The 23,835-nt window shown below is 44.2% G+C and carries 19 protein-coding genes, 2 tRNA genes and 1 pseudogene; 16 read left to right on the top strand and 6 right to left on the bottom strand.

Annotation, left to right across the window (positions count from 1 at the left end; translation table 11 throughout):
* Positions 1-104 precede the first annotated feature (104 nt).
* The 4 genes from RQM65_RS00665 to RQM65_RS00650 all read left to right on the top strand — a co-directional run bounded on the left by RQM65_RS00665 (position 105) and on the right by RQM65_RS00650 (position 2,501).
* Positions 105-443 carry a type II toxin-antitoxin system HigB family toxin gene (locus RQM65_RS00665; RefSeq protein ID WP_314011992.1) on the top strand — a complete coding sequence of 113 codons (339 nt, stop codon included), beginning with the start codon at positions 105-107 and terminating at the stop codon, positions 441-443.
* Positions 444-453: 10 nt separating this feature from the next.
* Positions 454-1,014, top strand: a complete 561-nt coding sequence (locus RQM65_RS00660; protein WP_314011990.1) for a helix-turn-helix domain-containing protein — start codon at positions 454-456, stop codon at positions 1,012-1,014.
* A 214-nt stretch (positions 1,015-1,228) separates the two neighbouring features.
* Entirely contained in the window at positions 1,229-1,573 is a 345-nt protein-coding gene (locus RQM65_RS00655; protein ID WP_314011988.1) for a hypothetical protein, read from the top strand.
* 535 nt (positions 1,574-2,108) lie between these two features.
* Complete coding sequence (locus RQM65_RS00650) at positions 2,109-2,501, top strand: helix-turn-helix domain-containing protein (RefSeq protein WP_314011986.1); 393 nt, start codon at positions 2,109-2,111, stop codon at positions 2,499-2,501.
* Positions 2,502-2,509: 8 nt separating this feature from the next.
* On the opposite strand, the gene RQM65_RS00645 is transcribed toward RQM65_RS00650, so the two are convergent.
* Complete coding sequence (locus tag RQM65_RS00645; protein WP_314011984.1) at positions 2,510-2,950, bottom strand: hypothetical protein; 441 nt, start codon at positions 2,948-2,950, stop codon at positions 2,510-2,512.
* 987 nt (positions 2,951-3,937) lie between these two features.
* Between RQM65_RS00645 and RQM65_RS00640 the strand changes: the two genes are divergently transcribed.
* On the top strand, positions 3,938-4,873 hold the full coding sequence (locus tag RQM65_RS00640) for a nitrilase family protein (protein ID WP_314011983.1): 936 nt from the start codon (positions 3,938-3,940) through the stop codon (positions 4,871-4,873).
* A gap of 4 nt (positions 4,874-4,877) precedes the next feature.
* Here RQM65_RS00640 and RQM65_RS00635 read toward each other — a convergent pair whose 3' ends face one another.
* Positions 4,878-5,279 carry an STAS/SEC14 domain-containing protein gene (locus tag RQM65_RS00635; RefSeq protein WP_314011981.1) on the bottom strand — a complete coding sequence of 134 codons (402 nt, stop codon included), beginning with the start codon at positions 5,277-5,279 and terminating at the stop codon, positions 4,878-4,880.
* Positions 5,280-5,558: 279 nt separating this feature from the next.
* Positions 5,559-8,108 (bottom strand): ATP-dependent Clp protease ATP-binding subunit, encoded by a 2,550-nt coding sequence (locus RQM65_RS00630; RefSeq protein ID WP_314011979.1) that lies wholly within the window; start codon positions 8,106-8,108, stop codon positions 5,559-5,561.
* Between the two features lie 324 nt (positions 8,109-8,432).
* Between RQM65_RS00630 and gyrA the strand changes: the two genes are divergently transcribed.
* Positions 8,433-11,006: a DNA gyrase subunit A gene (gene gyrA / locus RQM65_RS00625; protein WP_314011977.1), complete on the top strand. Its 2,574-nt coding sequence runs from the start codon at positions 8,433-8,435 to the stop codon at positions 11,004-11,006.
* 100 nt (positions 11,007-11,106) lie between these two features.
* Positions 11,107-12,381: a tetratricopeptide repeat protein gene (locus RQM65_RS00620; protein ID WP_314011975.1), complete on the top strand. Its 1,275-nt coding sequence runs from the start codon at positions 11,107-11,109 to the stop codon at positions 12,379-12,381.
* Between the two features lie 104 nt (positions 12,382-12,485).
* Here RQM65_RS00620 and RQM65_RS00615 read toward each other — a convergent pair whose 3' ends face one another.
* On the bottom strand, positions 12,486-13,661 hold the full coding sequence (locus RQM65_RS00615; RefSeq protein ID WP_314011973.1) for an acetyl-CoA C-acyltransferase: 1,176 nt from the start codon (positions 13,659-13,661) through the stop codon (positions 12,486-12,488).
* A gap of 173 nt (positions 13,662-13,834) precedes the next feature.
* Between RQM65_RS00615 and RQM65_RS00610 the strand changes: the two genes are divergently transcribed.
* The 5 genes from RQM65_RS00610 to RQM65_RS00590 all read left to right on the top strand — a co-directional run bounded on the left by RQM65_RS00610 (position 13,835) and on the right by RQM65_RS00590 (position 17,810).
* Positions 13,835-15,883 (top strand): HD family phosphohydrolase, encoded by a 2,049-nt coding sequence (locus RQM65_RS00610; RefSeq protein ID WP_314011971.1) that lies wholly within the window; start codon positions 13,835-13,837, stop codon positions 15,881-15,883.
* A 243-nt stretch (positions 15,884-16,126) separates the two neighbouring features.
* Positions 16,127-16,213 (top strand) — tRNA-Ser (locus tag RQM65_RS00605).
* 7 nt (positions 16,214-16,220) lie between these two features.
* Positions 16,221-16,295, top strand: a tRNA-Pro gene (locus tag RQM65_RS00600).
* Positions 16,296-16,546: 251 nt separating this feature from the next.
* Complete coding sequence (locus RQM65_RS00595) at positions 16,547-17,518, top strand: site-specific integrase (RefSeq protein WP_314011969.1); 972 nt, start codon at positions 16,547-16,549, stop codon at positions 17,516-17,518.
* A complete protein-coding gene (locus RQM65_RS00590; RefSeq protein ID WP_314011968.1) occupies positions 17,463-17,810 on the top strand; it encodes a site-specific integrase in 348 nt (115 codons plus the stop codon). Before RQM65_RS00595 ends, RQM65_RS00590 begins: the two co-directional genes overlap by 56 nt.
* A gap of 221 nt (positions 17,811-18,031) precedes the next feature.
* On the opposite strand, the pseudogene RQM65_RS00585 reads toward RQM65_RS00590, so the two are convergent.
* A pseudogene (locus RQM65_RS00585) lies at positions 18,032-19,228 on the bottom strand (IS256 family transposase); the annotation flags it as partial.
* 148 nt (positions 19,229-19,376) lie between these two features.
* On the bottom strand, positions 19,377-20,243 hold the full coding sequence (locus RQM65_RS00580) for a helix-turn-helix domain-containing protein (RefSeq protein WP_432279830.1): 867 nt from the start codon (positions 20,241-20,243) through the stop codon (positions 19,377-19,379).
* A 276-nt stretch (positions 20,244-20,519) separates the two neighbouring features.
* On the opposite strand from RQM65_RS00580, the gene RQM65_RS00575 reads away from it, so the two are divergent.
* Genes RQM65_RS00575 through RQM65_RS00560 form a run of 4 tightly spaced genes read left to right on the top strand, consistent with a single transcriptional unit; the run spans position 20,520 to position 23,829 of the window.
* On the top strand, positions 20,520-21,503 hold the full coding sequence (locus tag RQM65_RS00575) for an aldo/keto reductase (protein ID WP_314011964.1): 984 nt from the start codon (positions 20,520-20,522) through the stop codon (positions 21,501-21,503).
* Positions 21,504-21,537: 34 nt separating this feature from the next.
* Positions 21,538-22,278 (top strand): carboxymuconolactone decarboxylase family protein, encoded by a 741-nt coding sequence (locus RQM65_RS00570; RefSeq protein WP_314011963.1) that lies wholly within the window; start codon positions 21,538-21,540, stop codon positions 22,276-22,278.
* 4 nt (positions 22,279-22,282) lie between these two features.
* Entirely contained in the window at positions 22,283-23,341 is a 1,059-nt protein-coding gene (locus RQM65_RS00565; protein WP_116769550.1) for an alpha/beta hydrolase, read from the top strand.
* Positions 23,338-23,829, top strand: coding sequence for a cupin domain-containing protein (locus tag RQM65_RS00560; RefSeq protein ID WP_272649925.1), 492 nt, complete (start codon positions 23,338-23,340; stop codon positions 23,827-23,829). Before RQM65_RS00565 ends, RQM65_RS00560 begins: the two co-directional genes overlap by 4 nt.
* The last annotated feature ends 6 nt before the right edge of the window (positions 23,830-23,835 follow it).

Raw genomic sequence — 23,835 nt, 5'->3', positions numbered from 1 at the left:
GATAAAGCATTAGATTTATTGTGATATAACGAGTTGACAGTAATAATAAACAACCTTTTTAGTTCGGTAATATTCCGAACTTTTTTGTATTTTTACATTTCTAAATGAGACTGACCGGCAAAAAAATACTTGAAAAGTTAAAAAGAAAGAACCGGGGCAACGTTCCACTTACCAATGCCGTCGATAAGCTGATAGCCGACATTGAAAAGAACGACTGGAAAAACCAGGCCGAACTGAACAAAACAAGGCCCGATGCGGACAACGTCCATAGCGACGGATTCTACTTTTTCAACATCAACATACACAGAACCATGATCTTGGTCGAATTCGGCGACAGCGAGGCAACCATTGTCTGGACAGGAACACATCAGGAATACGAATCGGTTTTCAAAAACAATAGAAACACGATTAAAAAGTGGTTAATGTCGAACGATTGGATTTAACAAAAACATTATGCAGACACAATTTGACATATCGGAACTGATAGAAGCCGGAGAAATCAAGAACGAATTCGATTTTGAGAGAGCCATGATTGCCGACAGAAAACTACGCGTCCTATCAAAGGAGCATCCAAAATTCAGATCCGTTCGAAAAAAGTTGAGGGACTTGATAGAAGAATATGAAAACAAGAATTGGAGCGCCTCCTTAAAAATTTCGAACAAAAAACTTCGAGAAAGCGACTTGGCCGAAACGATCGCAGAAAAAGAAAGACTGTTCATCCAAAGAAGAAAAGAGCTTATTAGAAAAAAATTGAAGAACCTGGACCTCACGCAACAGGACTTCGGAAAAATTCTTGGGCATCGAAACAAATCATATATTTCGGAACTTATGAACGGGGTAAGTCCCTTTTCATTGAAAGATCTGATACTTATAAACCGTCTTTTGAAAGTTGACCTGACCGATCTGGTTCCTACCTTTTTACCGCAATCCGATAGGACAAAAATCATGACCGCCATCAAGGAACTCGACAATCCCAAATTGAAACTTAACAAAGACGATTTGGCCATAGCGTAAATTACTACTGTCAACAACAAATAAACGCAATACGGCCAGGCCAGCATGGCCGGACCTGCAAAGCTTTTAGGAAAAATATCGGTAGATCGGACCCCGAAAGGCCCCGAGCCCGAACGGCGCTTATTCGAACACGTTGCAATCAATGTTGTTGAAAATCATCACATTATTTAACCAATCTGAATTCGAAATAATGAAACAAATATCGAAAATTATAATGCCAATCATATTATTGATCAGTTTCCAAGGCTTGTTCGGACAACCTGATGAGACACAAAATAATGAAATCAATACGTACCATGAGATAGCAAGTTCGGAACTCGACCTAATTATTCGAATAAACAGGAACATGGATGATGAGGAAATTAAATCACGTATTGAAATTTTACGCAGTTTTGACGAAAAGATTGAAATAGAATATTCCCGGGATGAATCAGGAAATATCAAAACACTATCTAGTTCGAGCGGCAAAGGCTCCTGTAAGTCCGATGATTTTGGATTTCTGATAATTTCATTAAAAGATAATCAATGGAAAGGCTGCATGATTTCCGATAAGAAATAAAAATAAACTTTCTTCTGGTGTTGATAAACGACTATTAGTGCGTTCATCACTGAAATTTTGACCTTCAAAATCCAGCAAACGGAGTCTTTAGCGAAAAACAGAAATCAGGTAATATTTGAATACTTGTTAGAAGGCAAATGGAACTATAATTTTCACGGAGTGTACTTACAGACCAAATTGGATATTTAACAAAAATGGAGCTCAAAAACTATTGAGCCGGAATTCTTACTAAATTGGATTTGAGATAAAAGAACGAATTTGCACTCTGTGGTATAGGAGAAAAGCGGATTTCAAACATAAATTGAAACTGTAAAATAAAATGCGCTGAAATTTTCACTCTATCGTAGGAAAAAAAACGAAGGAAACCCAATCACACTGTAACACTCGGTCGGAAAACACTGATGGCAACAACGAATAAACGCAATACGGGCTGGCCCGCAGAAGCGGACCTGCGAAGAGCCTAGGAAAAATAGCTCTAAGATGAAACTTGAAAGACCCCGAGCCCGTGTTGCGGATACAATTTAAATGAACAATTATGGAACTGAAACCAATTAAATCCGAAAAAGACTACCGTCAAGGACTTGAACGTCTCGAGGCAATTTTTGACGCACCGATCGACACTGAAGAAGGAGATGAAGCGGAAATCCTATCATTGTTGATCGAAAGCTACGAGAACGAGAATTACCCGATAGAGGCTCCGGACCCGATAGAGGCCATAAAGATCCGAATGGAGGAACTCAATATGCGTCAAAAAGATCTAGTGGGCATAATCGGAGGTAAGAGCCGCGTTTCCCAAATACTGAACAGAAAAAAAAGATTGACCGTTGATATGATAAGGGAACTCGAACGGATATTACAGATTTCCGCATCGGTCCTCGTCAATCATTATCAGCTTACCGGGAAATCACAAAGGGTAACAAAGAACTGAGCTACAACCTAACCTTCACAAAAACAAATGCCTTTGGAAAATAAAAAAATCAAAATGGCAATGACTATCATAGCAATATAGGTTGGAAATATCCTAAAATTGGTTAATACCTCAAAAAGTACTTGCTTGGGATTGGACGTTAATGATTGAGATATAAGTGGACCGTCATAAGTCATAACATCTGTCCTTATAATTTGTTCTACGCTTGATGATCTTTTAATGGCTCTTGCTTCACTGAGACGATGAGAGCTTTCGATCAAATAGAATAAAAATGTCGAAATTAGAACTATTATTAAATAATTGCCGACCGAAAGATCAATGAACCCATCGGAGAGATACGCCACCGTTATAGCTGAAAATAGCGTTATACACCAACCCCTGATTTTCAAACCAATTTCTTCCTGTCGCGCAATAGCAGTATTCAAAATTTCGATTTCTTTTGTTGCCATATGAAGTTTTTCGGTCTCGTCCATTTCCTAAAGCATTTATAGGTGAGGTTTACACCCTCACCTAAATTAATAATTTAATGCGATGAAAATCGGGATTTTTTATGAATGTCAGCCAAATCAAACAAAATAATATATATTATAGGTTATTATTCGATTCATTGACCTTTCCACCTAACAGCATTCGGAATTTTACAGCCAATTCAAAACTACTATCTTTGATGGTATAGTGAAGCTACCCAAGAAACGTATTGGGAAAATCTAACACCTGATTGCTGCCATCTAAGAACGGATTGGCGAGGTCAAGGCGATTTATCTAGGAACCATATACCTGAATGAGAAAGCAGAATTAAATTAAAATTATATGATTTGATAGTTGTAGCCTTCTCCGAAAAGATCAGGAAACTTGATAACTAACCTCGAATGACATTACCTGAATATATACAGAAAAGAAATGGTGTGCCTATTGGGAGTTCAAAATCATTAGGAAACAATCTCTACCGCTCCTTGGGCGCAAAAAATTTTTCTACATTTTGGAATTATTGGAATCCTATTTTCGGATACTATCTGGGAAAGTTCATTTTTAAACCCCTGAAAAGAATTTTTCCCATTGGAATCTCCTTGATGTTCACGTTCATGTTCTGCGGAATGATACACGATGCGGTGACTATGGTATTTCGGGGTAAACTATCATTTTTCTTTACGATTTGGTTTCTGCTTATGGGATTTGTGGTTTTGATAAGTAAATTCTATATACATGATTTTTCGGATAAATTATGGACTATTCGAGCATTAGCTAACTTGAGCATAATCAGTATTTGTTTTTTAATCACTTTTTATGCCACAAGATTTTTGATTGTCGTGTAAGAGAATATATTTTCGACCGATAAAAACAACCTTAAGGGCAGTAGTCATTGCCTAATCCCCGTTATCGAAACTATTATGATGTGTCTAATGACCTTCTGACATTAAATAAAACTAATTCATACCATGCACCTAGCAGTAGCACAATTTCAGCCCAAAGACGGGGATAAAGCCTATAACATATCGGTAATTCGCAAGCTGGCCCAAGAAGCTAAATCAAAGGGCGCGGACGTTATCAGTTTTCACGAAATGTCGGTTACCGCCTACACCTTCGCTAAAGACTTAAGCTTGGGGCAGATTTCGGAAATAGCGGAGACGGTGCCGGATGGGGAAAGTACGCGGGAATTGATTGAAATCTCAAAGGAACTGGATATTCCGATCTTGGCGGGCCTGATCGAAAAGTCGGAGGGTAAAATATACAATACCTATATCTGCGTAACGGGAGAGGGGGTAGTGGGAAAACATCGCAAACTGCATCCTTTTATCAGCGAATACATGTCCCCCGGGAACGAATATTGTGTTTTCGACCTACTGGGTTGGAAGTGCGGTATCCTAATCTGTTACGACAACAACGTCATCGAGAATGTACGCGCGACAAGCCTTCTCGGTGCAGAGTTGATTTTCGCGCCCCACGTTACCGGCTGTACCCCGTCTGCCATGCCGCACCGGGACTATGTGCCGGACAAATTCTGGCAGAACCGTGAAAACGATCCCGTTTCCCTGCGCATGGAATTCGACGGACCAAAAGGAAGGCGCTGGTTGATGCGCTGGCTGCCGGCCCGTGCCTATGACAACGGCGTGTATTACGCGTTCACCAATCCGATCGGGTATGATGGAGAGCATTTAAAAAATGGCAACTCGATGATTATCGACCCGTACGGAGAGGTGCTTTCCGAAATAAAATCGTTCGACGATGCTATTACCGTCGCCAAAATCAGCAAAGAGAAAATTCAGCTTTCCGGGGGCTGGAGATATAAAAATGCGAGAAGGCCCGAACTGTATAGAGACATTATCGGGGGCGAGCATAAATCGGATACCACTCCCGTATGGATGAAAGCATAGTTGGTTATTTCGCTTTGACCCGCCTCCGGACCCAGGCCAGGGCGTTATCGTACTCGATGAAGAACTTCATCGGTTTATTATAGAAGAGTTTTTCGATGTTGAAGTTGTGCATGTCGATTTCCTTGATGGAAACGATAGCGAAAGCTTTTAAATTCGTCATCTGGCGGAAATAGCCGTAAATGGTGGGGTCAACGGCGTATGAGTTCTTTCTGAGACTGATGAACCCGAAGTTCTTGTTCCGAAAATGAATCTCGGAGATACCGATGATCTGATAGGCCCTTTCCAGGGTCAGGGTTGCGTCTTCTTCAAATACTGATACCATATAATCATCGTACACCTGTATCTTTCCGATTTCTAGCTCATATTCCCTGATGATAATCGTTTTCTTGGGCCGCTCCAATTTCATTTTATATAGATTATAGTGTTCTCATGCTCCGCGACGAAAGTAGGTGTATGCCAATTATTGGGATAAAATACTAGATTAAAGGTCAAAATATCGTTTGTAACGCCTTTCGTCCCGCTTTTTTATTTCTATTTCCCAAATTGCCTCACAGCCGGACACAAAAAAAGGGAATCAAATCAATGATTCCCTTGTCAAAATTCTACGAAGTACGCGACACACCGCCAACCCCAGCATTTTCAATCCTAATCCGCAGACCGTGACCTTGAATGTTCAAAGCAAGGTTTACTCCGTTTTAGAAGATTCCTCGGCCTTTTCGATGTGGATGGTCAGTTCCTCTTCTTTATCATCGAGGTCCATCGTAATGGTATCGCCTTCCTGCAGTTTGGAGTTCACGATTTCCTCGGCCAGGGCATCCTCGATATATTTCTGGATGGCCCTCTTGAGCGGCCGCGCCCCGTACTGCTTGTCGAAGCCCTTATCGGCAATATAATCCTTCGCCTTCTCTGAAAGCTGTAGGTCGTAGCCTATGTCCTTGATCCTGGCGAACAATTTGTGCAGCTCGATGTCGATAATTTTGTGGATGTGTTCCCGTTCAAGGGAATTGAACACTACCACGTCATCGATACGGTTCAAGAACTCGGGAGCAAAGGCTTTTTTAAGCGCACCCTCGATTACGGTTTTCTGATGGCTGTCTTCTTGGGCCTTCATCGCAGCGGTACCGAAGCCGACACCTTGTCCGAAATCCTTCAGCTTACGGGCCCCGATGTTCGAGGTCATAATAATGATCGAGTTTCGGAAATCGATTTTTCTTCCCAGGCTGTCGGTCAGATATCCATCGTCAAGTACCTGTAAAAGCATGTTGAATACATCGGGATGCGCCTTCTCGACCTCGTCCAACAGGATGACGGAATACGGCTTACGACGGACCTTTTCGGTCAGTTGGCCACCTTCTTCATAGCCCACGTATCCCGGAGGTGCTCCGACCAAGCGCGAGATGGCGAATTTTTCCATGTACTCGCTCATATCGATGCGGATCAGGGCATCTTCGGAATCGAAAAGTTCCTTCGCCAGTATCTTGGCCAACTGGGTCTTACCGACTCCGGTCTGTCCCAGGAAAATAAAAGATCCAATGGGTTTGTTGGGGTCTTTGAGTCCCGCTCGGTTTCTTTGAATGGCCTTGGCCACTTTGGCGACCGCCTCGTCCTGTCCGATAACGTTGGCCTTGATCAGGCTGGGCAGCTCGGCCAGTTTATTGCTCTCCGTCTGTGCGATTCGGTTCACCGGAATACCGCTCATCATCGAGACCACGTCGGCGACGTTTTCTTCATCAACGGTTTCCTTATGCTGTTTGCTCTCTTCTTCCCATTGTTCTTGAGCGGATGCCAAGTCTTTTTCGAGCCGTTTTTCGTCGTCCCGCAGTTTCGCCGCCTCTTCGTATTTCTGCTTCTTGACCACGGAATTTTTCAGTTCCCGGACATCCTCGAGTTTTTTCTCCAGTTCCAAGATCTGTTTGGGCACATCCATATTGACGATATGTACCCGGGACCCGGCCTCATCAAGGGCATCAATGGCCTTGTCGGGCAGAAAACGGTCCGTCATATACCGGTTTGTCAATTTGACGCAGGCGACGATGGCCTCCTCGGTATAGCTCACATTATGGTGGTCTTCATATTTTCCCTTGATATTTTGCAGGATCTCGATGGTTTCCTCGACCGTAGTGGGCTCGACGATGACCTTTTGGAAACGTCGCTCGAGGGCCCCGTCCTTTTCGATATACTGTCGGTACTCGTCCAACGTAGTTGCCCCGATACATTGGATTTCGCCCCGGGCCAGTGCCGGCTTGAACATGTTGGAGGCATCAAGGCTTCCCGTAGCCCCGCCCGCACCGACGATGGTATGTATCTCGTCGATAAAGAGGATGACGTCGTCGTTCTTTTCCAGCTCGTTCATCACGGCTTTCATCCGCTCTTCGAACTGGCCCCGGTATTTGGTGCCGGCGACCAAGGATGCGAGATCCAAGGTGACGACCCTTTTATTATAAAGGATGCGGGATACCTTTTTGTTGATAATCCGCAGGGCAAGTCCCTCGGCAATGGCACTTTTGCCCACGCCGGGTTCGCCTATCAGAAGCGGATTGTTCTTTTTTCTTCGGCTTAAAATCTGGGAGACGCGTTCAATCTCCTTTTCGCGTCCAACGACCGGATCCAGGCGATTTTCCTCGGCCATTCTGGTGAGGTCGCGTCCGAAGTTGTCGAGAACGGGGGTCTTTGATTTCTTGTTTCCTTTTTGTCCCGCGGTCGAACCGAAGCCGCCATCCTTGCTGCCGCTATCGTCGCTCTCGCTGGGAAAGGACTCCGCAGTCGGGGAATCGATTATATTGTCGTCGCTCGTTATCATAAATTTGAATTGTTCCTTGACACCGTCATAATCCACTTTCAGCTTATGCAGCAACTTGGTCGTGGGATCGTTCTCGTTGCGCAGGATACAGAGCAGCAGATGTGCCGTGTTTATAGAGGAGCTCTGAAAAAGTTTGGCCTCTAAAAAGGTGGTCTTCAGTGCCCGCTCGGCCTGCCTTGTCAAGTGAAGGTTCTTTTTGTCTTTTTGAATCGTATTGGGATTGGGATTTGAGGGACTCAGGATCTCTACCTTTCGTCTCAAATGGTCAAGATCAACCTCGAGGGCATCCAAAATACTGATCGCCTTTCCATTGCCGTCCCGCAAGAGGCCCAGCATCAAATGCTCGGTGCCGATAAAATCGTGCCCGAGACGCAGTGCCTCCTCTTTGCTGTACGCAATTACATCCTTTACCCTTGGTGAGAAATTATCATCCATAAAAATTATCCTTTCATCTAGTACATCATCCAAATAAATTTCCCAAACTTCCCGGAAATCCATCCGTACGCGTATAAAATTAGTAAAACTCTATCAATCTAACGCAAATAGTGTTCCTATTATTAGCCAATGGCAAGTGAAATGCGGGAAAATGCGCGAAATGCGATGCCGCACAGTAATATATCGGCCTTAGAAGTTATGCCCAAAACCTGTTGATAAATTGTTGAACATTGTGGTCGAAACCTACCGTGAAGGCCACTATTTTGAGTATATTGGCGTGTTTTTTGAGATGGATTATTTAACCAATTATTTTAGGATATAAACATGGCGGAAGAGGATAAATTGATTCCGATCAATATCGATGATGAAATGAAGTCGGCCTACATCGACTATTCGATGTCGGTCATTGTGTCACGTGCCCTGCCCGATGTGCGGGACGGTTTGAAACCGGTACACCGAAGGGTGTTGTACGGTATGCACGATCTGGGGGTGCGCTCGACAGGTTCCCACAAGAAATCGGCGCGTATCGTAGGGGAGGTTTTAGGTAAGTACCACCCGCACGGTGATACCTCGGTCTACGATTCGATGGTACGGATGGCGCAGGAGTGGAGTTTGCGCTATATGTTGATAGACGGTCAGGGAAACTTCGGTTCCGTTGACGGTGATAGTCCCGCTGCCATGCGGTACACCGAGGCAAAAATGCGCAAAATTGCCGATGAAATGTTGGCAGATATCGATAAGGATACGGTCGACCACCAGCTCAATTTCGACGATTCGATAGAAGAGCCTACGGTGCTACCGACGCGTGTGCCCAATCTTTTGGTAAACGGTGCATCGGGTATCGCAGTGGGCATGGCCACCAATATGCCGCCCCACAACCTATCGGAAGTGGTGGACGGCACAGTGGCGTACATCGAGAACCACGATATCGAGGTCGATGAACTGATGACCCACATCAAAGCGCCCGATTTTCCGACAGGAGGAATTATATATGGTTACGGGGGCGTTAAAGAGGCGTTCCACACCGGTCGCGGCCGGATCAAGATCAGGGCCAAGGCCACTATCGAAGAGGTGCAGGGCAGGGAATGTATCATCGTGACCGAGATTCCCTATCAGGTCAACAAGGCCGATATGATCAAGAAGACCGCCGACCTGGTCAACGAGAAAAAGATAGAGGGCATATCGAGCATTCGTGACGAGTCAGACCGAAACGGGATGCGGGTCGTTTATTTCTTGAAACGCGATGCCATCCCCAATATCGTGCTCAATACCTTATATAAGTACACCGCGCTGCAATCTTCTTTCAGCGTGAACAATATCGCCTTGGTCAACGGTAGGCCAGAACTGTTGAACGTGAAGGATATGATCCGCTATTTTGTGGATCATCGGCACGAGGTGGTCGTTCGCCGTACGAAATTCGAGCTTAAAAAAGCGGAGGACCGGGCGCATATTCTAGAGGGACTAATCATTGCATCGGACAATATCGACGAGGTAATCGCCATCATTAGGGCATCTTCGAACGCCGATGAGGCACGCAGCAACTTGATGGAGCGTTTCGAATTGACCGAGATTCAGGCGAGGGCCATCGTAGAGATGCGCCTACGCCAGCTGACGGGACTGGAACAGGATAAACTGCGGGCCGAATACGATGAGATCGTAGAGAGGATTGCCGACCTGAAGGACATTCTCGCCAAGAAAGAGCGTCGGATGCAGATTATAAAGGACGAGCTTTTAGAGATCAAAGAAAAATACGGCGATGAACGTCGTTCCGAGATCAATCTGGCCGGGGGTGACCTGAGTATAGAGGATATGATTCCCGATGAGCAGGTAGTTATTACCATCTCGCACGCCGGATATATCAAAAGAACCCCACTTTCGGAATATAAGACCCAAAACAGGGGCGGGGTAGGCCAAAAGGCTTCCTCGACCCGGAACGAAGATTTTCTGGAATACCTGTTTGTGGGCACCAACCACCAATACATGTTGTTCTTTACCCAAAAGGGAAAATGTTTCTGGATGCGCGTTTACGAAATTCCCGAAGGCAGCCGTACTTCAAAGGGCCGTGCGATACAAAACCTGATCAATATCGAACAGGATGACAATGTCAAGGCCTTTATCTGTACCCAAGACCTCAAGGATGAGGAATACGTCAACAATCATTTTGTGATAATGGCCACCAAGAAAGGTACGGTGAAGAAGACCTCTTTGGAACAGTACTCGCGTCCCCGTCAAAATGGCATCAATGCCATCGGTATCCGGGAAGGCGACGAACTTTTGGAAGCCAAGTTGACCACGGGTGCCAGTGAGATATTCCTGGGACTGAAATCGGGCAAGGCAATCCGTTTTGAAGAAAGCAAGACCCGTCCTATGGGAAGAAATGCATCCGGGGTGCGAGGCATTCGCTTGGCGGACGATAACGATGAGGTTATCGGGATGGTATCCGTCCATGATTTTGAAGAGGATATTTTGGTCGTTTCCGAAAACGGATACGGGAAACGCTCGAGTATCGAAGACTATCGGGTTACGAACCGTGGCGGTAAAGGCGTCAAGACCATTTCTATAACCGATAAGACAGGTGGACTGGTCGCCATCAAAAACGTTTCCGACTCCGACGATCTAATGATTATCAACAAATCGGGCATCGCCATACGAATGGGCGTCGAAGACCTACGCGTCATGGGGCGGGCTACCCAAGGAGTGCGTTTGATCAATCTTAAAGACAGCGATTCCATCGCGGCCGTCGCGAAAGTGATGAAAGACGAAGATGAAATCGATGAAGTCGATGTCAAGAATATAGAAGTCGACCAAGATGAGATTGTACCTACGGGGGATGGCACGGACCTTGATACAGGTAGTGCTAGTGAGGATACCGGTGATACCGATGAAGCCAAAGAATAGTTCGATATCATTAAGGTATTTCGATAAATATTGTATTTTGCACCCAGAATACGGGAGGTTCATCGCCTCGGGATTAAACTTTAATTAAATGTACACGAAAATGAAAACTAAATTTTTAATAATTGCAATGCTGTGTTTCGCCACGGTCGGTTTTGCACAGAAAAAGGAAATAAGAAATGCCGAAGACGCGCTGGAAGACGGCAACGCGGCAGAAGCGAAAAGTCTGCTGCAAAGTGTTGAAGCTGCGATAGCCAACGAAGATGAAAAACTTCAGGCCGAGTATTATCTGGTTCAAGGTAAAACTTATGCGAAATTGGCCAAAGATGGTGATGATAGCGCCTTTGACAAAGCCGTTTCATCCCTCAAGAAAGTTTCTGAAATCGAGAAAAAGAGTGGAAAGGATAAATATAGCGGCGATGCAAAGCAGAACTTGATGGCCATGACCGCCGACCTAGTGAATTCCGCGGTAGAGGATAACAGTAACCAAAAGTTCAAGGAAGCCGCCGATAAGCTTTACACCAGCTACAAAATCAGTCCCCAAGACACCTCGTATCTTTACTACGCTGCGAGCAGTGCAGTAAACGGTGGACATTACGAGCAGGCGCTCAAGTACTACGAAGAGCTTCAGGATATCGGATACGATGGTAGCGGAACCATTTACAAAGCCACCAATGTAGAAACCGGAGAGGTAGAAGAGATGGACCAGACCCAACGGGACCTTATGGTAAAATCCGGAACGTACAAAGACCCCCAGGATGAAAAGTCCCCGTCGAAAAAGGCGGAAATCGTCAAAAATACCGCATTGATATATACCCAATTGGGGCAGGACGATAAAGCCTTGGAAGCGTATAAGACAGCAAGGGAAAGCAATCCCGACGATGTAAACCTTATTCTGAACGAAGCCAATCTTTATTACAAGATGGGCGATAAAGAGAAGTTCAAGGAACTCATGGCGGAAGCTACCGCCATGGCGCCCGATAATCCCGATTTACAGTATAACATCGGAGTCATCAATATGGAGCAAGGTAATCTAGAAGCTGCGCGGGAAGCTTACAGGAAAACTTTGGAAATAGACCCGAGTTATACCAATGCCCAGCTCAACCTTTCTACCACTTATGTCAATGAAGGGAATGCCTTGATCGATGACATGAACGCGTTGGGCAATTCAAAGGAAGATGTTGAAAAATACGATGAGCTCAAACAGCAAAAAGATGATCTTTTCATGGAAGGAGCCACCGTTCTTGAAGACGCGCTGAAAACGAATCCCGAAAACCAGGGTATTCTAACCCAACTTAAGAATATCTATGGCGCCATGGGAGACAATGAAAACTTCATGCGTATTAAAAAACAACTGGAAGACGGCGGCAGCAAATAATCTGTAAGTTTCCCCCTTTCCATAAATAATCCCCGAGGTCATCTCGGGGATTTTTTTGTAGTAACCGAATGTGATTTTATCCGGGTGCCTATAGCGAGAGGCATCTACTTTCTTTCCAGTATCATGGCGGAGGCCCCGCCACCTCCATTACAGATGGCGGCTGCACCTATCTTGGCATTGTTCTGTTCTAATATGTTCAGTAGGGTGACCAAAATTCGGGCTCCGGAACAACCCAGGGGATGGCCCAGGGATACGGCGCCCCCGTTGACGTTCACATTTTGATCCGAAAGTCCCAATAACTTCATATTGGCCAGCCCGACCACGGCAAAAGCCTCATTGAATTCGAAATAATCAATGTCCTCGATGCTAAGGTCGGCTTTAGCGATAGCCTTGGGCAATGCCTTTGCAGGGGCCGTGGTGAACCATTTCGGTTCTTGTGCGGCATCGGCATAACTTCGGATGGTCGCCAAGGGTTCGAGATTCAGCTCTCTAGCCTTATCCGCGCTCATCAGCACTAAGGCCGCTGCCCCGTCATTGATAGTGGAAGCATTGGCGGCGGTTACCGTACCGTCTTTGGAGAAAGCAGGGCGAAGGTCGGGAATCTTATCCATTTTAACGTTCTTGAACTCCTCATCCTCTTTAACAAGTACCGGCTCCCCGCGGCGTTGTGGCACTTCAACGGGAACGACCTCTTCGTCGAACCTCCCCTTTTCCCACGCTTCCGCGGAACGGGTGTAGGATTGAATGGCGTAGTCGTCTTGATCTTTCCTACTGAATTCATACTCTGTCGCACATGCATCGGCGCAGACGCCCATCGCGTTTTCATCGTAAACATCTACTAGGCCATCCTTCTGCATGCCATCTATCAAAGTGGCCGGTCCGAATTTTTGTCCCCTTCGCATATGTACGTAATGGGGAATAAGGCTCATGTTCTCCATGCCGCCGGCGACAGCAATCTCGATATCGCCCAAGGCAATGGACTGAGCGGCCTGCAATACCGCTTTCATGCCCGAGGCGCACACCTTGTTGATGGTGGTACAAGGTACCGTATCGGGCAGTCCCGCAAAGATGGCTGCTTGGCGTGCGGGGGCTTGGCCATTGCCGGCCTGAACTACATTGCCCATCAGCACCTCTTCGATAGAGTTAGGGTCCAGATCGATTTTTTCCAGAGCGCCCTTGATGGCCACCGCACCCAGTCTTGGGGCGGGAACGGTAGATAAAGACCCCATAAAACTTCCTATTGGCGTGCGTGCCGCCGAAACTAGTACCACTTCTTTCATATCTTGTCATTTTGTATGTAAAATTAGCAAATAATTTGTCATTCGGAGGGTGGCCTTAGCGTCCCGACTTTGCCTCATCCGTTTTCCTTCCTGTCTGGACTTAGGTAAAACCCTGGTCAGGATGTGTGGATACCAATGGGATATTTTCTATTTTTGACCTAGATATCGTCTTCATGCAAAAATTCTTGGACCGGGTTTTTAGAAATCAATCCCTCGCTTACAAATATTTCCTGTATGTGGTCACGGTAGCGTGTATCGTTTTTTTCTTTCCCAAAGGTGGAAAATTCAAGTACGAGTATCAAAAGGGAAAGCCATGGCAGTATGAAAACCTGTATGCACCTTTCGATTTTTCCTTGAAAAAAGGTCGACAAGAGCTTGCAAGGGAGCAAGATTCCATAAGGCGGAACAGTATCGTATACTTTCGGTACAACGATTCGATAAAGAATGCTGTCTTTGCCGATTACGAATCGCGGTTCCCTGAGGTATTTCCGGAAGAAGAATTCAGTGACGGTGGTCTAGGCGTCCTTGACAAGGCGGGGAATGAAATTCTGGACAGTCTTTACCAGATCGGGATTCTGGAAAAAACGAACGGCAAACAATCCCGGCAACAGGTTAACCTGATTAAAAATAATGAAGCCAGCCAGATCCGGTTCAAAGAGCTAGTTCGAATTCAGAACCTGGAAAATGTTGTAAAGGTATTTTTGGAGAAGTACGATCTGCAAGATTTTAACGAACGCTTTCAACAGTTATTTTTTGACATTGCGAGACCCAATGTCTCGTATGAACGAAGTGTATCTGAAAAAGCCCTTGAAGACGAGCTCTCGCAAATTTCCATGACCAGGGGTTCGGTGGACGAAGGAAAACTAATAGTGGCAAAAGGCGAGGTCGTGGAGGCCGAGAACTTGAAAATTTTAAATTCCCTAAAAGCGGAATACGAGTCCGAATTATGGAATTCGCACGATTCGTATTTTATTTTAGTCGGATACACCGTACTGGTCGCTCTGGTCTTATTGATGTTGTTCTTGTTCTTGAACAAATACCGTCCCGATATTTTCGAACATAATACCAAGGTCACTTTTATATTTTTCAATATTCTGCTGATGGTATTCATCACCACTTTAGTGGTTAAATATGATGAAAGTTACGTCTTTGTAGTGCCACTTTGTATTCTTCCCTTGATTTTAAAAACGTTCTTCGATGCCCGTCTAGGGCTTTTGGTGCACGTACTTACGGTCTTGATCTTGGGTTTTGTGGTGCCCAACAGTTTTGAATATATTTTTTTACAGATTATTGCTGGAATCGTGACCATCTTGACCGTCTCCGAATTGTACAAAAGAGCCAATCTATTTATTACCGTGGGACAGATTACCCTCATTTACGGTATCGGATATTTGGCATTTCACACCATTCACGAAGGGAATCTGGATAATATCGCCTGGTTCGTTTTGGGACTGTTTTTACTGAACGGGATGATTACTCTTTTCGTACAGCCGTTGATCTACGTCTATGAGAAGATATTCGGACTCGTTTCCGATGTCTCGCTATTGGAACTGTCCGACACCAATTCCAAGTTGCTAAAAGAACTTTCGAACAAAGCACCCGGCACCTTTCACCACAGCCTTCAGGTGGCCAATCTCGCGGAAGCGGCCGCTAACGAGATTGGGGCCAATGCTATGCTAGTCAGGGTAGGGGCGCTCTACCATGATATCGGTAAAATGTTGCACCCTTCCTACTTTACTGAAAATCAGATTACAAACGTGAACCCCCACGACGAACTATCGCCGAAGGAAAGTGCAAAGATTATCATAGACCATGTCATCAAAGGAATCGAGGTAGCGCGAAAGAACAACCTTCCTGACAGGGTCATCGATTTTATACGCTCGCATCACGGCACCACTTTGGTGTACTATTTCTTTAAAAAGCAGCAAGAATTGAATGAAGAGGTCAACGAGGAAGATTTCAGATATCCCGGTCCCTTGCCTTTCTCAAAAGAAACGGCCATTCTTATGATGTCCGATTCCGTCGAAGCGGCGTCAAAAAGCCTGAAAAACCCGACCTATTTGGTTATTGATGAGTTTGTGGATAAGATAATCGCTGGGCAAATGGCGGCCGATCAGTTCGTTAGCGCTAACATTACTTTTAAGGAGATTGAACAGATAAAAAAAATATTGAAACAAAAACTGACCAATATCTATCATTTGAGGGTCGAGTATCCCGAATAAAGGCGTCACTGGAGCACATCGGGTAGGAGGTCGGTACATGCTGTTCCCATCTGTCAAAATTTTGAAACAGAGCTAAGGCCCGGCCTACCAATTGCCTAATGGATTCCTATTCACACCGGTAGTCCCTTGGCTCTAAATGCATTCGCCGGTAAGCTTAAAAAAGTAATGGAATAATTTGTGAATTCGTGTATTAAAGGCTTACATTTGCAACCGCATTTGAGCGGAGGTTCATTTATGTATTATGGAGAGGTGCCGGAGTGGTAACGGAGCAGATTGCTAATCTGTCGACGCGCAAGCGTCGCCCGGGTTCGAATCCCGGTCTCTCCGCCACAAGCCTCGGGGTGTAGCGTAGCCCGGTTATCGCGCCTGCTTTGGGAGCAGGAGGTCGCAGGTTCGAATCCTGCCACCCCGACAAATTATAGTATCAATCTATAGCAAAAACCTGTTAATCGTATGATTATCAGGTTCTTTTGTTTTTAGGGATATCAAAACATATCATTTAATCCCAATAGAAAAGTCAACAAATCGGTCAACAAATTTAAAACTGTAAAAGTGTTGACCTATTTGTTAAAACTCCAAATGCGTTGACTAAATAAATGTATCTTTATAAGTGATTTGACTTTCGTCTGATAACAAAATAAATGTTAACTAAAAGACGAAATCATGAAGACATCTTCAACATTCAGTATTCTTTTCTGGGCAGATTTTTCCAGAGTCAAGGACAATCGGGCATCACTTTATGCTAGAATCACGGTAAACGGCAAACGGGCGGTCATCAGTTTAAAACGAAAAGTTTTGATCTCGGATTGGGACGTACATAAAAACCGAGCTAAAGGGACTAGCCAAAAATCGAAAGTACTTAATAGCTATTTGGACGAAACCTATAACCATCTTTTTAATTCTTATCGGGATTTGATGGCCGGTAACAAGTTAATTACCGCGCAGGCTATTAAAGCTCGATACTTAGGAAAGGATGAAAACAATCATTCCATTTTGGACATTATCGCCTATCATAATGAGGATATGAAGGGTAAATTGAAATGGGGTACCCAAAAGAACTATTATACTACCCAAAGCTACATTTCGAAATTCCTGTTAAAATCTTATAAAACCTCCGATATGTATCTGAAAGAGCTGGATTATAACTTCATAACGCAGTTTGAAAAGTACCTGAGAAGTTATATCCCGGAGGATCATCAACAACGAATGGGGAATAATACGGTGATGAAGCATATTGAGCGATTTAGGAAGTTGGTAAACTTGTCCATCAAATTGGGTTGGATTAATCGCGACCCCTTCGTCAAGTTCAAGTCTAAGTTCATCAAGAACGAAAGGGGTTTCCTAAGTTTGTTAGAGCTTCAAGCAATAGAAGAAAAGTCCTTTGCCACAACTAGACTTCAGCTGGTAAAGGATTTGTTTGTTTTTAGTTGCTATACGAGTTTGAGTTATATCGATGTAATTAACCTGACCGGAGAAAACCTATGTATTGGAATAGATGGCGAACTTTGGATATATTATCGTCGAGAAAAGACAACTAAGCCCATTCGGGTTCCATTATTACCAAAAGCACTTGAAATTGTTGAAAAATATAAGAGCAATAAAAAAATCTATTTCACAAGGCACCATATTCCCTAAAATCACTAACCAAAAGCTAAATTCCTATTTAAAGGAAATAGCAGATGTATGTGGTATTCAAAAGAACCTCACATTTCATATCGCTCGACATACTTTTGCAACAACGGTAACGCTGAGTAATGGTATGCCCATTGAGACAGTTTCAAAATTATTGGGGCATTCTAGAATAGCTACGACTCAAATTTATGCAAAAGTTATAGAGCGAAAAGTAAGTGATGACATGCAGCGGTTGCGAGCACAATTCAATCAAAAGGAGAATAAATCATTTTCCAAAATAACCACCTCAAAATGAAAAGCGTAAGATTTTCATTTTGAATGTATAGGCTTAAACTGAATATGACAAGACCAGGCTGATTCAGCTTGGTCTTTTTTATTGAAGGGTGTGTAATTTAAACTCTGTCCGGTTCACTTTTCATCCATTTCAAAACATGTCGGATCTTTTATCCGACGGGTTTTGGAATGCGCCCCCGCGGCAGCGGCGTTCTCTTTGGGCCCTGTTCTCAGGTCGAACTGTATTCGGTCCCCAAATTTAATATAAAGTTGTTGAACGGTCAGGCTCCAATTATGCAATGGGCTGGTCCACTTCTTTTCAATGTTCTTTGTGGCCAGGTATATCAGTTTCATAAGGGCCATGTCGTTCGTGAACGCGCCCTTGGTCTTGGTCACCTTTCGGACCTGTCGGTGGAAGCCTTCCACCGCATTTGTGGTATAGATGATCTTCCTTATAGGTTCGGTATACTGGAAATACTGCGATAGCTGTTCCCAGTTGCGTTGCCAGCTCTCGATGACCACGGGATATTTGCTTCCCCATTTCACTTCGAGGTTCAGGAGTTCGTCTTCCGCGACCTCTTTGCTCGACGCCCGGTACACAAGTTTCAGGTCGCGCATAAATTCCTTTTGGTCCTTGGAGGCGATATATTTGAGCGAGTTCCTTATCTGGTGCACGATGCAGAGCTGTACCTGCGCTTTGGGGAATACGCCCAATATCGCATCGGTAAATCCCCGGAGGTTGTCCGTACAGGCGATCAGGATATCCTTCAGGCCGCGGTTGTTCAGGTCGGTAAGCACCTGCAGCCAAAAGTTGGCCCCTTCGCTCTCGGAGATGTACATGCCCAATATTTCCTTTCGGCCTTCCTTGTTGATGCCCAAGATGTTATAAAGTGCCTTGTGGGCCATCTTCCCGTCCACCTTCACCTTGTAGTGCATGGCATCGAGCCATACTATACAATAGAGCGGTTCCAAGGGGCGGTTCTGCCATGCCTTGACGTCGGGTATGATCCTGTCGGTTATCTGGCTCAGCTCGGTGTGCGAGATATCGGTGTCGTACATTTCCTTTATATGCGAGGAGATGTCGCGATAGCTCATGCCCAGGCCATAAAGCCCGATGATCTTATCGGACAGGTTGTCCGCCAGGATGGTCTGTCGCTTTTTTACCAGTTCCGGCTCGAAACTGCTCTGCCTGTCCTGGGGCGTTTCGATATCGAAGGTGCCGTAGCCGCTCTTGATGGTCTTTTTGCCCTTGCCGTTGCGTTTGTTCCCAACGTTACGCTGGGCCTCGCCGAGATGGCCTTCCATCTCCGCTTCGAGCGCTTTCTCGATGACGTTCTTCAGCATGGGGGCGAACGCGCCGCCCTTGCCGAAAAGGTTCTTGCCCGACATGAACTGGTCAAGTACCTTTTTCTCGAATTCCGTTTGTTCTCCTTTTCTCATGATTCTGTCTGAATAAAATTAATGATTAAATTTATTTCAGACAGAGTTCAGTTTACACTCTCGATTATATCCGTTTACGAAAAGGCTACTACACCAGAGGAAATTGTGGAGTTTGAAAGACAAATTTATTTTAGTGGCAGTTTCGGTTCTAGTTCAAATTCCGAAATTCACTGGGCGAATGTCCTACCCTTTGTTTAAAGAGCCTTGTGAAATGTTGTGGATATTTAAACCCTAATTCATATGCTATCTCACTTAAAGATTTTGATGGGTCAAATACGCGTTCCTTAGCAACTTCTATCAGCTTGTTCTGGATGTACTCTTGGGCAGATTTTCCCGTTTCCTTTTTCACCAAATCTCCAAAATAGTTGGGCGAAAGGTGCAAGCGATCCGCAAAGTAACCCACAGTTGGAGTGCCATGCTTTTGCGGTTTATCGGATGAAAAGTACTGGCTCAACAAAACATCGAATCTCTCCAAAGAACTTATATTTTCTACCTCTCGTGTAATGAATTGCCTATCATAAAAACGAGTGCAATAATCCAAAAAGAGTTCAATGTTGGCTACAATCAACTTTTTACTGTGCTTGTCCAAGTTTTGTTCCAACTCAAACTGTATTTTTTCGATCAAACTTAGAATCACTTTTCGTTCTTTATTGGAAAGATGGAGTGCTTCGTTGCTTGAATAGGAGAAAAAACTATAGCTATGTAATTTTTTTCCCAATTCCGTACCTATCAATAAATCAGGGTGGAATAGTATTGCATACCCCTTGGGCACATAATCAGGGTCAAAACCGCTTAATTCAATGGTTTGACCGGGAGCCATAAAGACAAGGGTTCCCTCATCATAATCGTATGGCTTCCCTCCGTAATGCATTTTGCATCCCTTGGCATCCTTCAAGAAAACAGCATAGCAATTATAATGGAAGGCATCATAGTCTTTGTTTTCGTAGCCTTCTTTGTTTACGTCCTCAAAATCAACAATACCCACTAGAGGGTGCAACACCTCTTGTTTTCTCAAATTAAGGTAATCTCCAACGGTGTCGATGTGCAGTACATTTTTCATTAACCTCTAATTTTTTGTTAAAGATAAGCCATTGATTACCAGTAATTCAAACGGTTATTGGAAAATCCGTAATAGTGGTAGGTATAACCGTAATTTGGGTAAGCCTATTTGGTTTTTGACCCACTACTTTTGTATCAAATCGATAAAAGGGAACAAGATTTCGGCCACTATTTTTATCCGTAAAGTTTAAAACATGATGAACTGATTGGGATAATCTTTAAAAAATAATAAATGAAAACAAGAACATTAGGAAAGAATCTGAAAGTATCAGAAATCGGTCTCGGTTGTATGGAGATGAGTTTTGGATATGGCCCTGCGAAGGACGAAAAGGAAATGATACAAGTCGTCCGAAAAGCCGTAGAAATGGGGGTCACCTTTTTTGATACCGCCGAAGTGTATGGGCCTTATGTTAATGAGGAATTGGTAGGAAGGGCCTTAAAACCGTTTAAAGATCAGGTTCAAATAGCGACAAAATTTGGATTTGGTTATCAAGATGGAAAAGTGACGGGCTTGGATAGTAGTCCTGACACTATTCGGAATATGGTGGATGCTTCCTTACAGCGTTTACAGGTAGATACTATAGATTTATTGTATCAGCATCGGGTTGACCCAAAGGTTCCCATTGAGGAAGTTGCGGGTACGGTTAAGGATTTGATAGCTGAGGGAAAAGTGCAACATTTTGGACTTTCCGAAGCAGGTGTCGAAGTAATCAAAAGAGCACATTCGGAGCAACCGGTTACTGCCTTGCAAAGCGAATATTCATTGTTTTGGCGGGAGCCGGAAGAAGAAATCATGCCCGTATTGGAAGCATTGGGTATCGGTTTTGTACCTTTTAGTCCCTTGGGGAAAGGTTTTTTGACAGGCAAAATAGATAGGAACGCCAGTTTTTCCGATAATGATTTTAGAAGTACCGTGCCTCGATTTTCCAAAGAGAACCTGAGGGATAATTTTGTTTTGGTAGATTTGGTTACGGCTTTTGCCAAGGAAAAAGAGGCCACTCCGGCACAAGTTGCTTTGGCTTGGATTCTTTACCAAAAACCATGGATTGTACCCATTCCCGGTACTACAAAGTCTTCAAGGCTGGAAGAAAATTTAGGGGCGACCGGTATTTCTTTTACAGATGGGGAACTGCAACAAATTACGGAGGCCACCTCAAAGATTGATTTGGTGGGTGAACGCTATTCCGAAGCGAACCAGAAAATGATAAACCGCTAGTAAGTAGCGAAAAATTAAAAATAATAGCAAAAGGATGAAACAGCTTATAACAATTGGTATTGCCATAGTGATTACTGCGTTTCTTGGCGTCACAAATCATGTGAATGCCCAATCCAAGGATAATACAATCGTGAATTTGGATGCGAAGCAACAATCCATAATTGCCATTGCCTCACTCACCGCAAAAGGCGACCTGCAAACTTTGGAATCCGCTTTAACGGAAGGTCTGGATGCAGGATTGACCGTAAGAGAAATCAAGGAAGTTATGGTGCATCTATATGCCTATTGTGGATTTCCAAGGAGCTTGCGTGGTTTACGGACGTTTATAAAAGTTTTGGACAAACGCAAGGCCGAAGGAGTTGAAGATCAGCTAGGAGCGGAAGCTACCCCAATAGAAGATAATCGTACAAAATACGAACGGGGCAAAGCGAATTTGGAAACCTTGGTACAGGCCAAATTGGACGGTCCTCCGGCCGATTATGCCCAATTCGCCCCGATTATCGAAGTCTTTTTGAAGGAGCATCTGTTTGCGGATATTTTCGACAGAGACATTTTGGTTTATCGGCAAAGGGAACTGGTCACGGTTTCCGTTCTGGCAACCATCGGCGGTGTGGAGCCTATGCTGCATTCGCACATGAACATCTGTTTGATTCAAGGAATTACGCCAATTCAATTAAAGGAATTGATGGATGTGGTGGGGAAAAATGTAGATCAAGAAAAAATCGATTCGGCCAAAAAAGTATTGAACGAATTATTGGAATCTAAAAAGCAGTAAGGAAATGAAATATTTAGGATTATTTATTTTAATGAGTATGCTATCAATACATCAGACGATTAGGGCACAAAGCGAGAAAAATCCTTTTGGATTGGTATATGAGGGAGCAATTACGGAGAATGTGGATGGAAAAGTCAACATACTTCCCGTTAGGTATAAACTGAACGGAATCGATATTGCGGCAAATGTTTATACACCAGCCAATTATGACCGAACAAAGAAATATCCGGCAATAACAATTGCACATCCTAACGGAGGGATAAAAGAACAGACAGCAGGCCTATATGCACAGCATTTGGCAGAGGCCGGTTATATTACCATTACGGCAGATGCTGCCTATCAGGGTGCAAGTGGGGGCCAGCCACGCCATATGGACAAACCCCAATTTCGTACAGAAGATATCCGAGGAATGGCCGATTTTATTTCACAGTATCCTGGGGTCGATAGAGAACGTTTAGGTGCTTTGGGCATTTGTGGCGGCGGAGGCTATACGTTGAAAGCGGTTCAATCCGATAAACGGTTTAAAGCAGTGGCAACCCTGAGTATGTTCAATACAGGAATTGTACGAAAAAATGGCTTTTTGAATTCGCAGATTTCGACCATTCAAGAAAGGCTAAAGCAAGCTTCAAAGGCAAGAGAACAGGAGGCTGGAGGCGGCGAAATTGTTTATTCCGGAGTAGACGGTATTACCGACGAAGAACTAGCAAAAGTTTCAACGCTTTTTTATCGTCAAGGCTATGAATATTATTTTAGGACCCACGCCCACCCCAATTCGACGTTTCTTTACACCACAAGCAGTTTAATGGATTTAATGGCCTGGAATGCTACCGACGATATTGAGCTCATAGACCAACCTTTATTAATGATTGCTGGCAGCAATGCCCAAACATTATATTTGACCTTGGATGCTTTTCCAAAGGCGACCAATGCGAAAAGCAAGGAATTGTTCCTTATCGAAGGTGCAACGCATATAGAAACCTATTGGAAGCCAGAATATGTGAATCAAGCAGTAAATAAATTAGTGGACTTTTACCAAAACCATCTTTCAACTACAGACCTATGAACAGAAAAAATCTTTTAGCGATTATATTGATGGGAACATTTATATTTTCCTGCAAGCAAGCAGCCGAGAAAAATCAAACCGTCGATTTGAATTCCCAACAAGAATTGATTTTCCCTAAAGGGGAAAAGGTCACGAACAATAATTTCATTGGGGATGTATGGGTACATATGCAAGTGATGGCGGATAGTGTGAACCAAAATTCAGTTGGAACGGTAACCTTTGATCCTGGGGCTAGGTCCAACTGGCATTCACATCCCAACGGACAGATTATTATGTCTTTAGATGGCGAAGGCTATTATCAGGAAAAAGGTAGTGAGAAAAGAATACTACGAAAAGGCGATGTGGTCAAATGCCCTGCAAACACCCCGCATTGGCACGGTGCAAGCGCAGAAAAACCGTTCATACAAATAGCTATAACAAGCAGAGTTGACGGTCCAACGGAATGGCTAGATCCTGTGACCGAAGAACAATATTTAAATAGAAATTAAGAAGTA

The organism is Pricia mediterranea (assembly GCF_032248455.1).
Lineage (GTDB): Bacteria > Bacteroidota > Bacteroidia > Flavobacteriales > Flavobacteriaceae > Pricia > Pricia mediterranea.
This window is presented reverse-complemented; position numbering and strand designations above follow the sequence as displayed.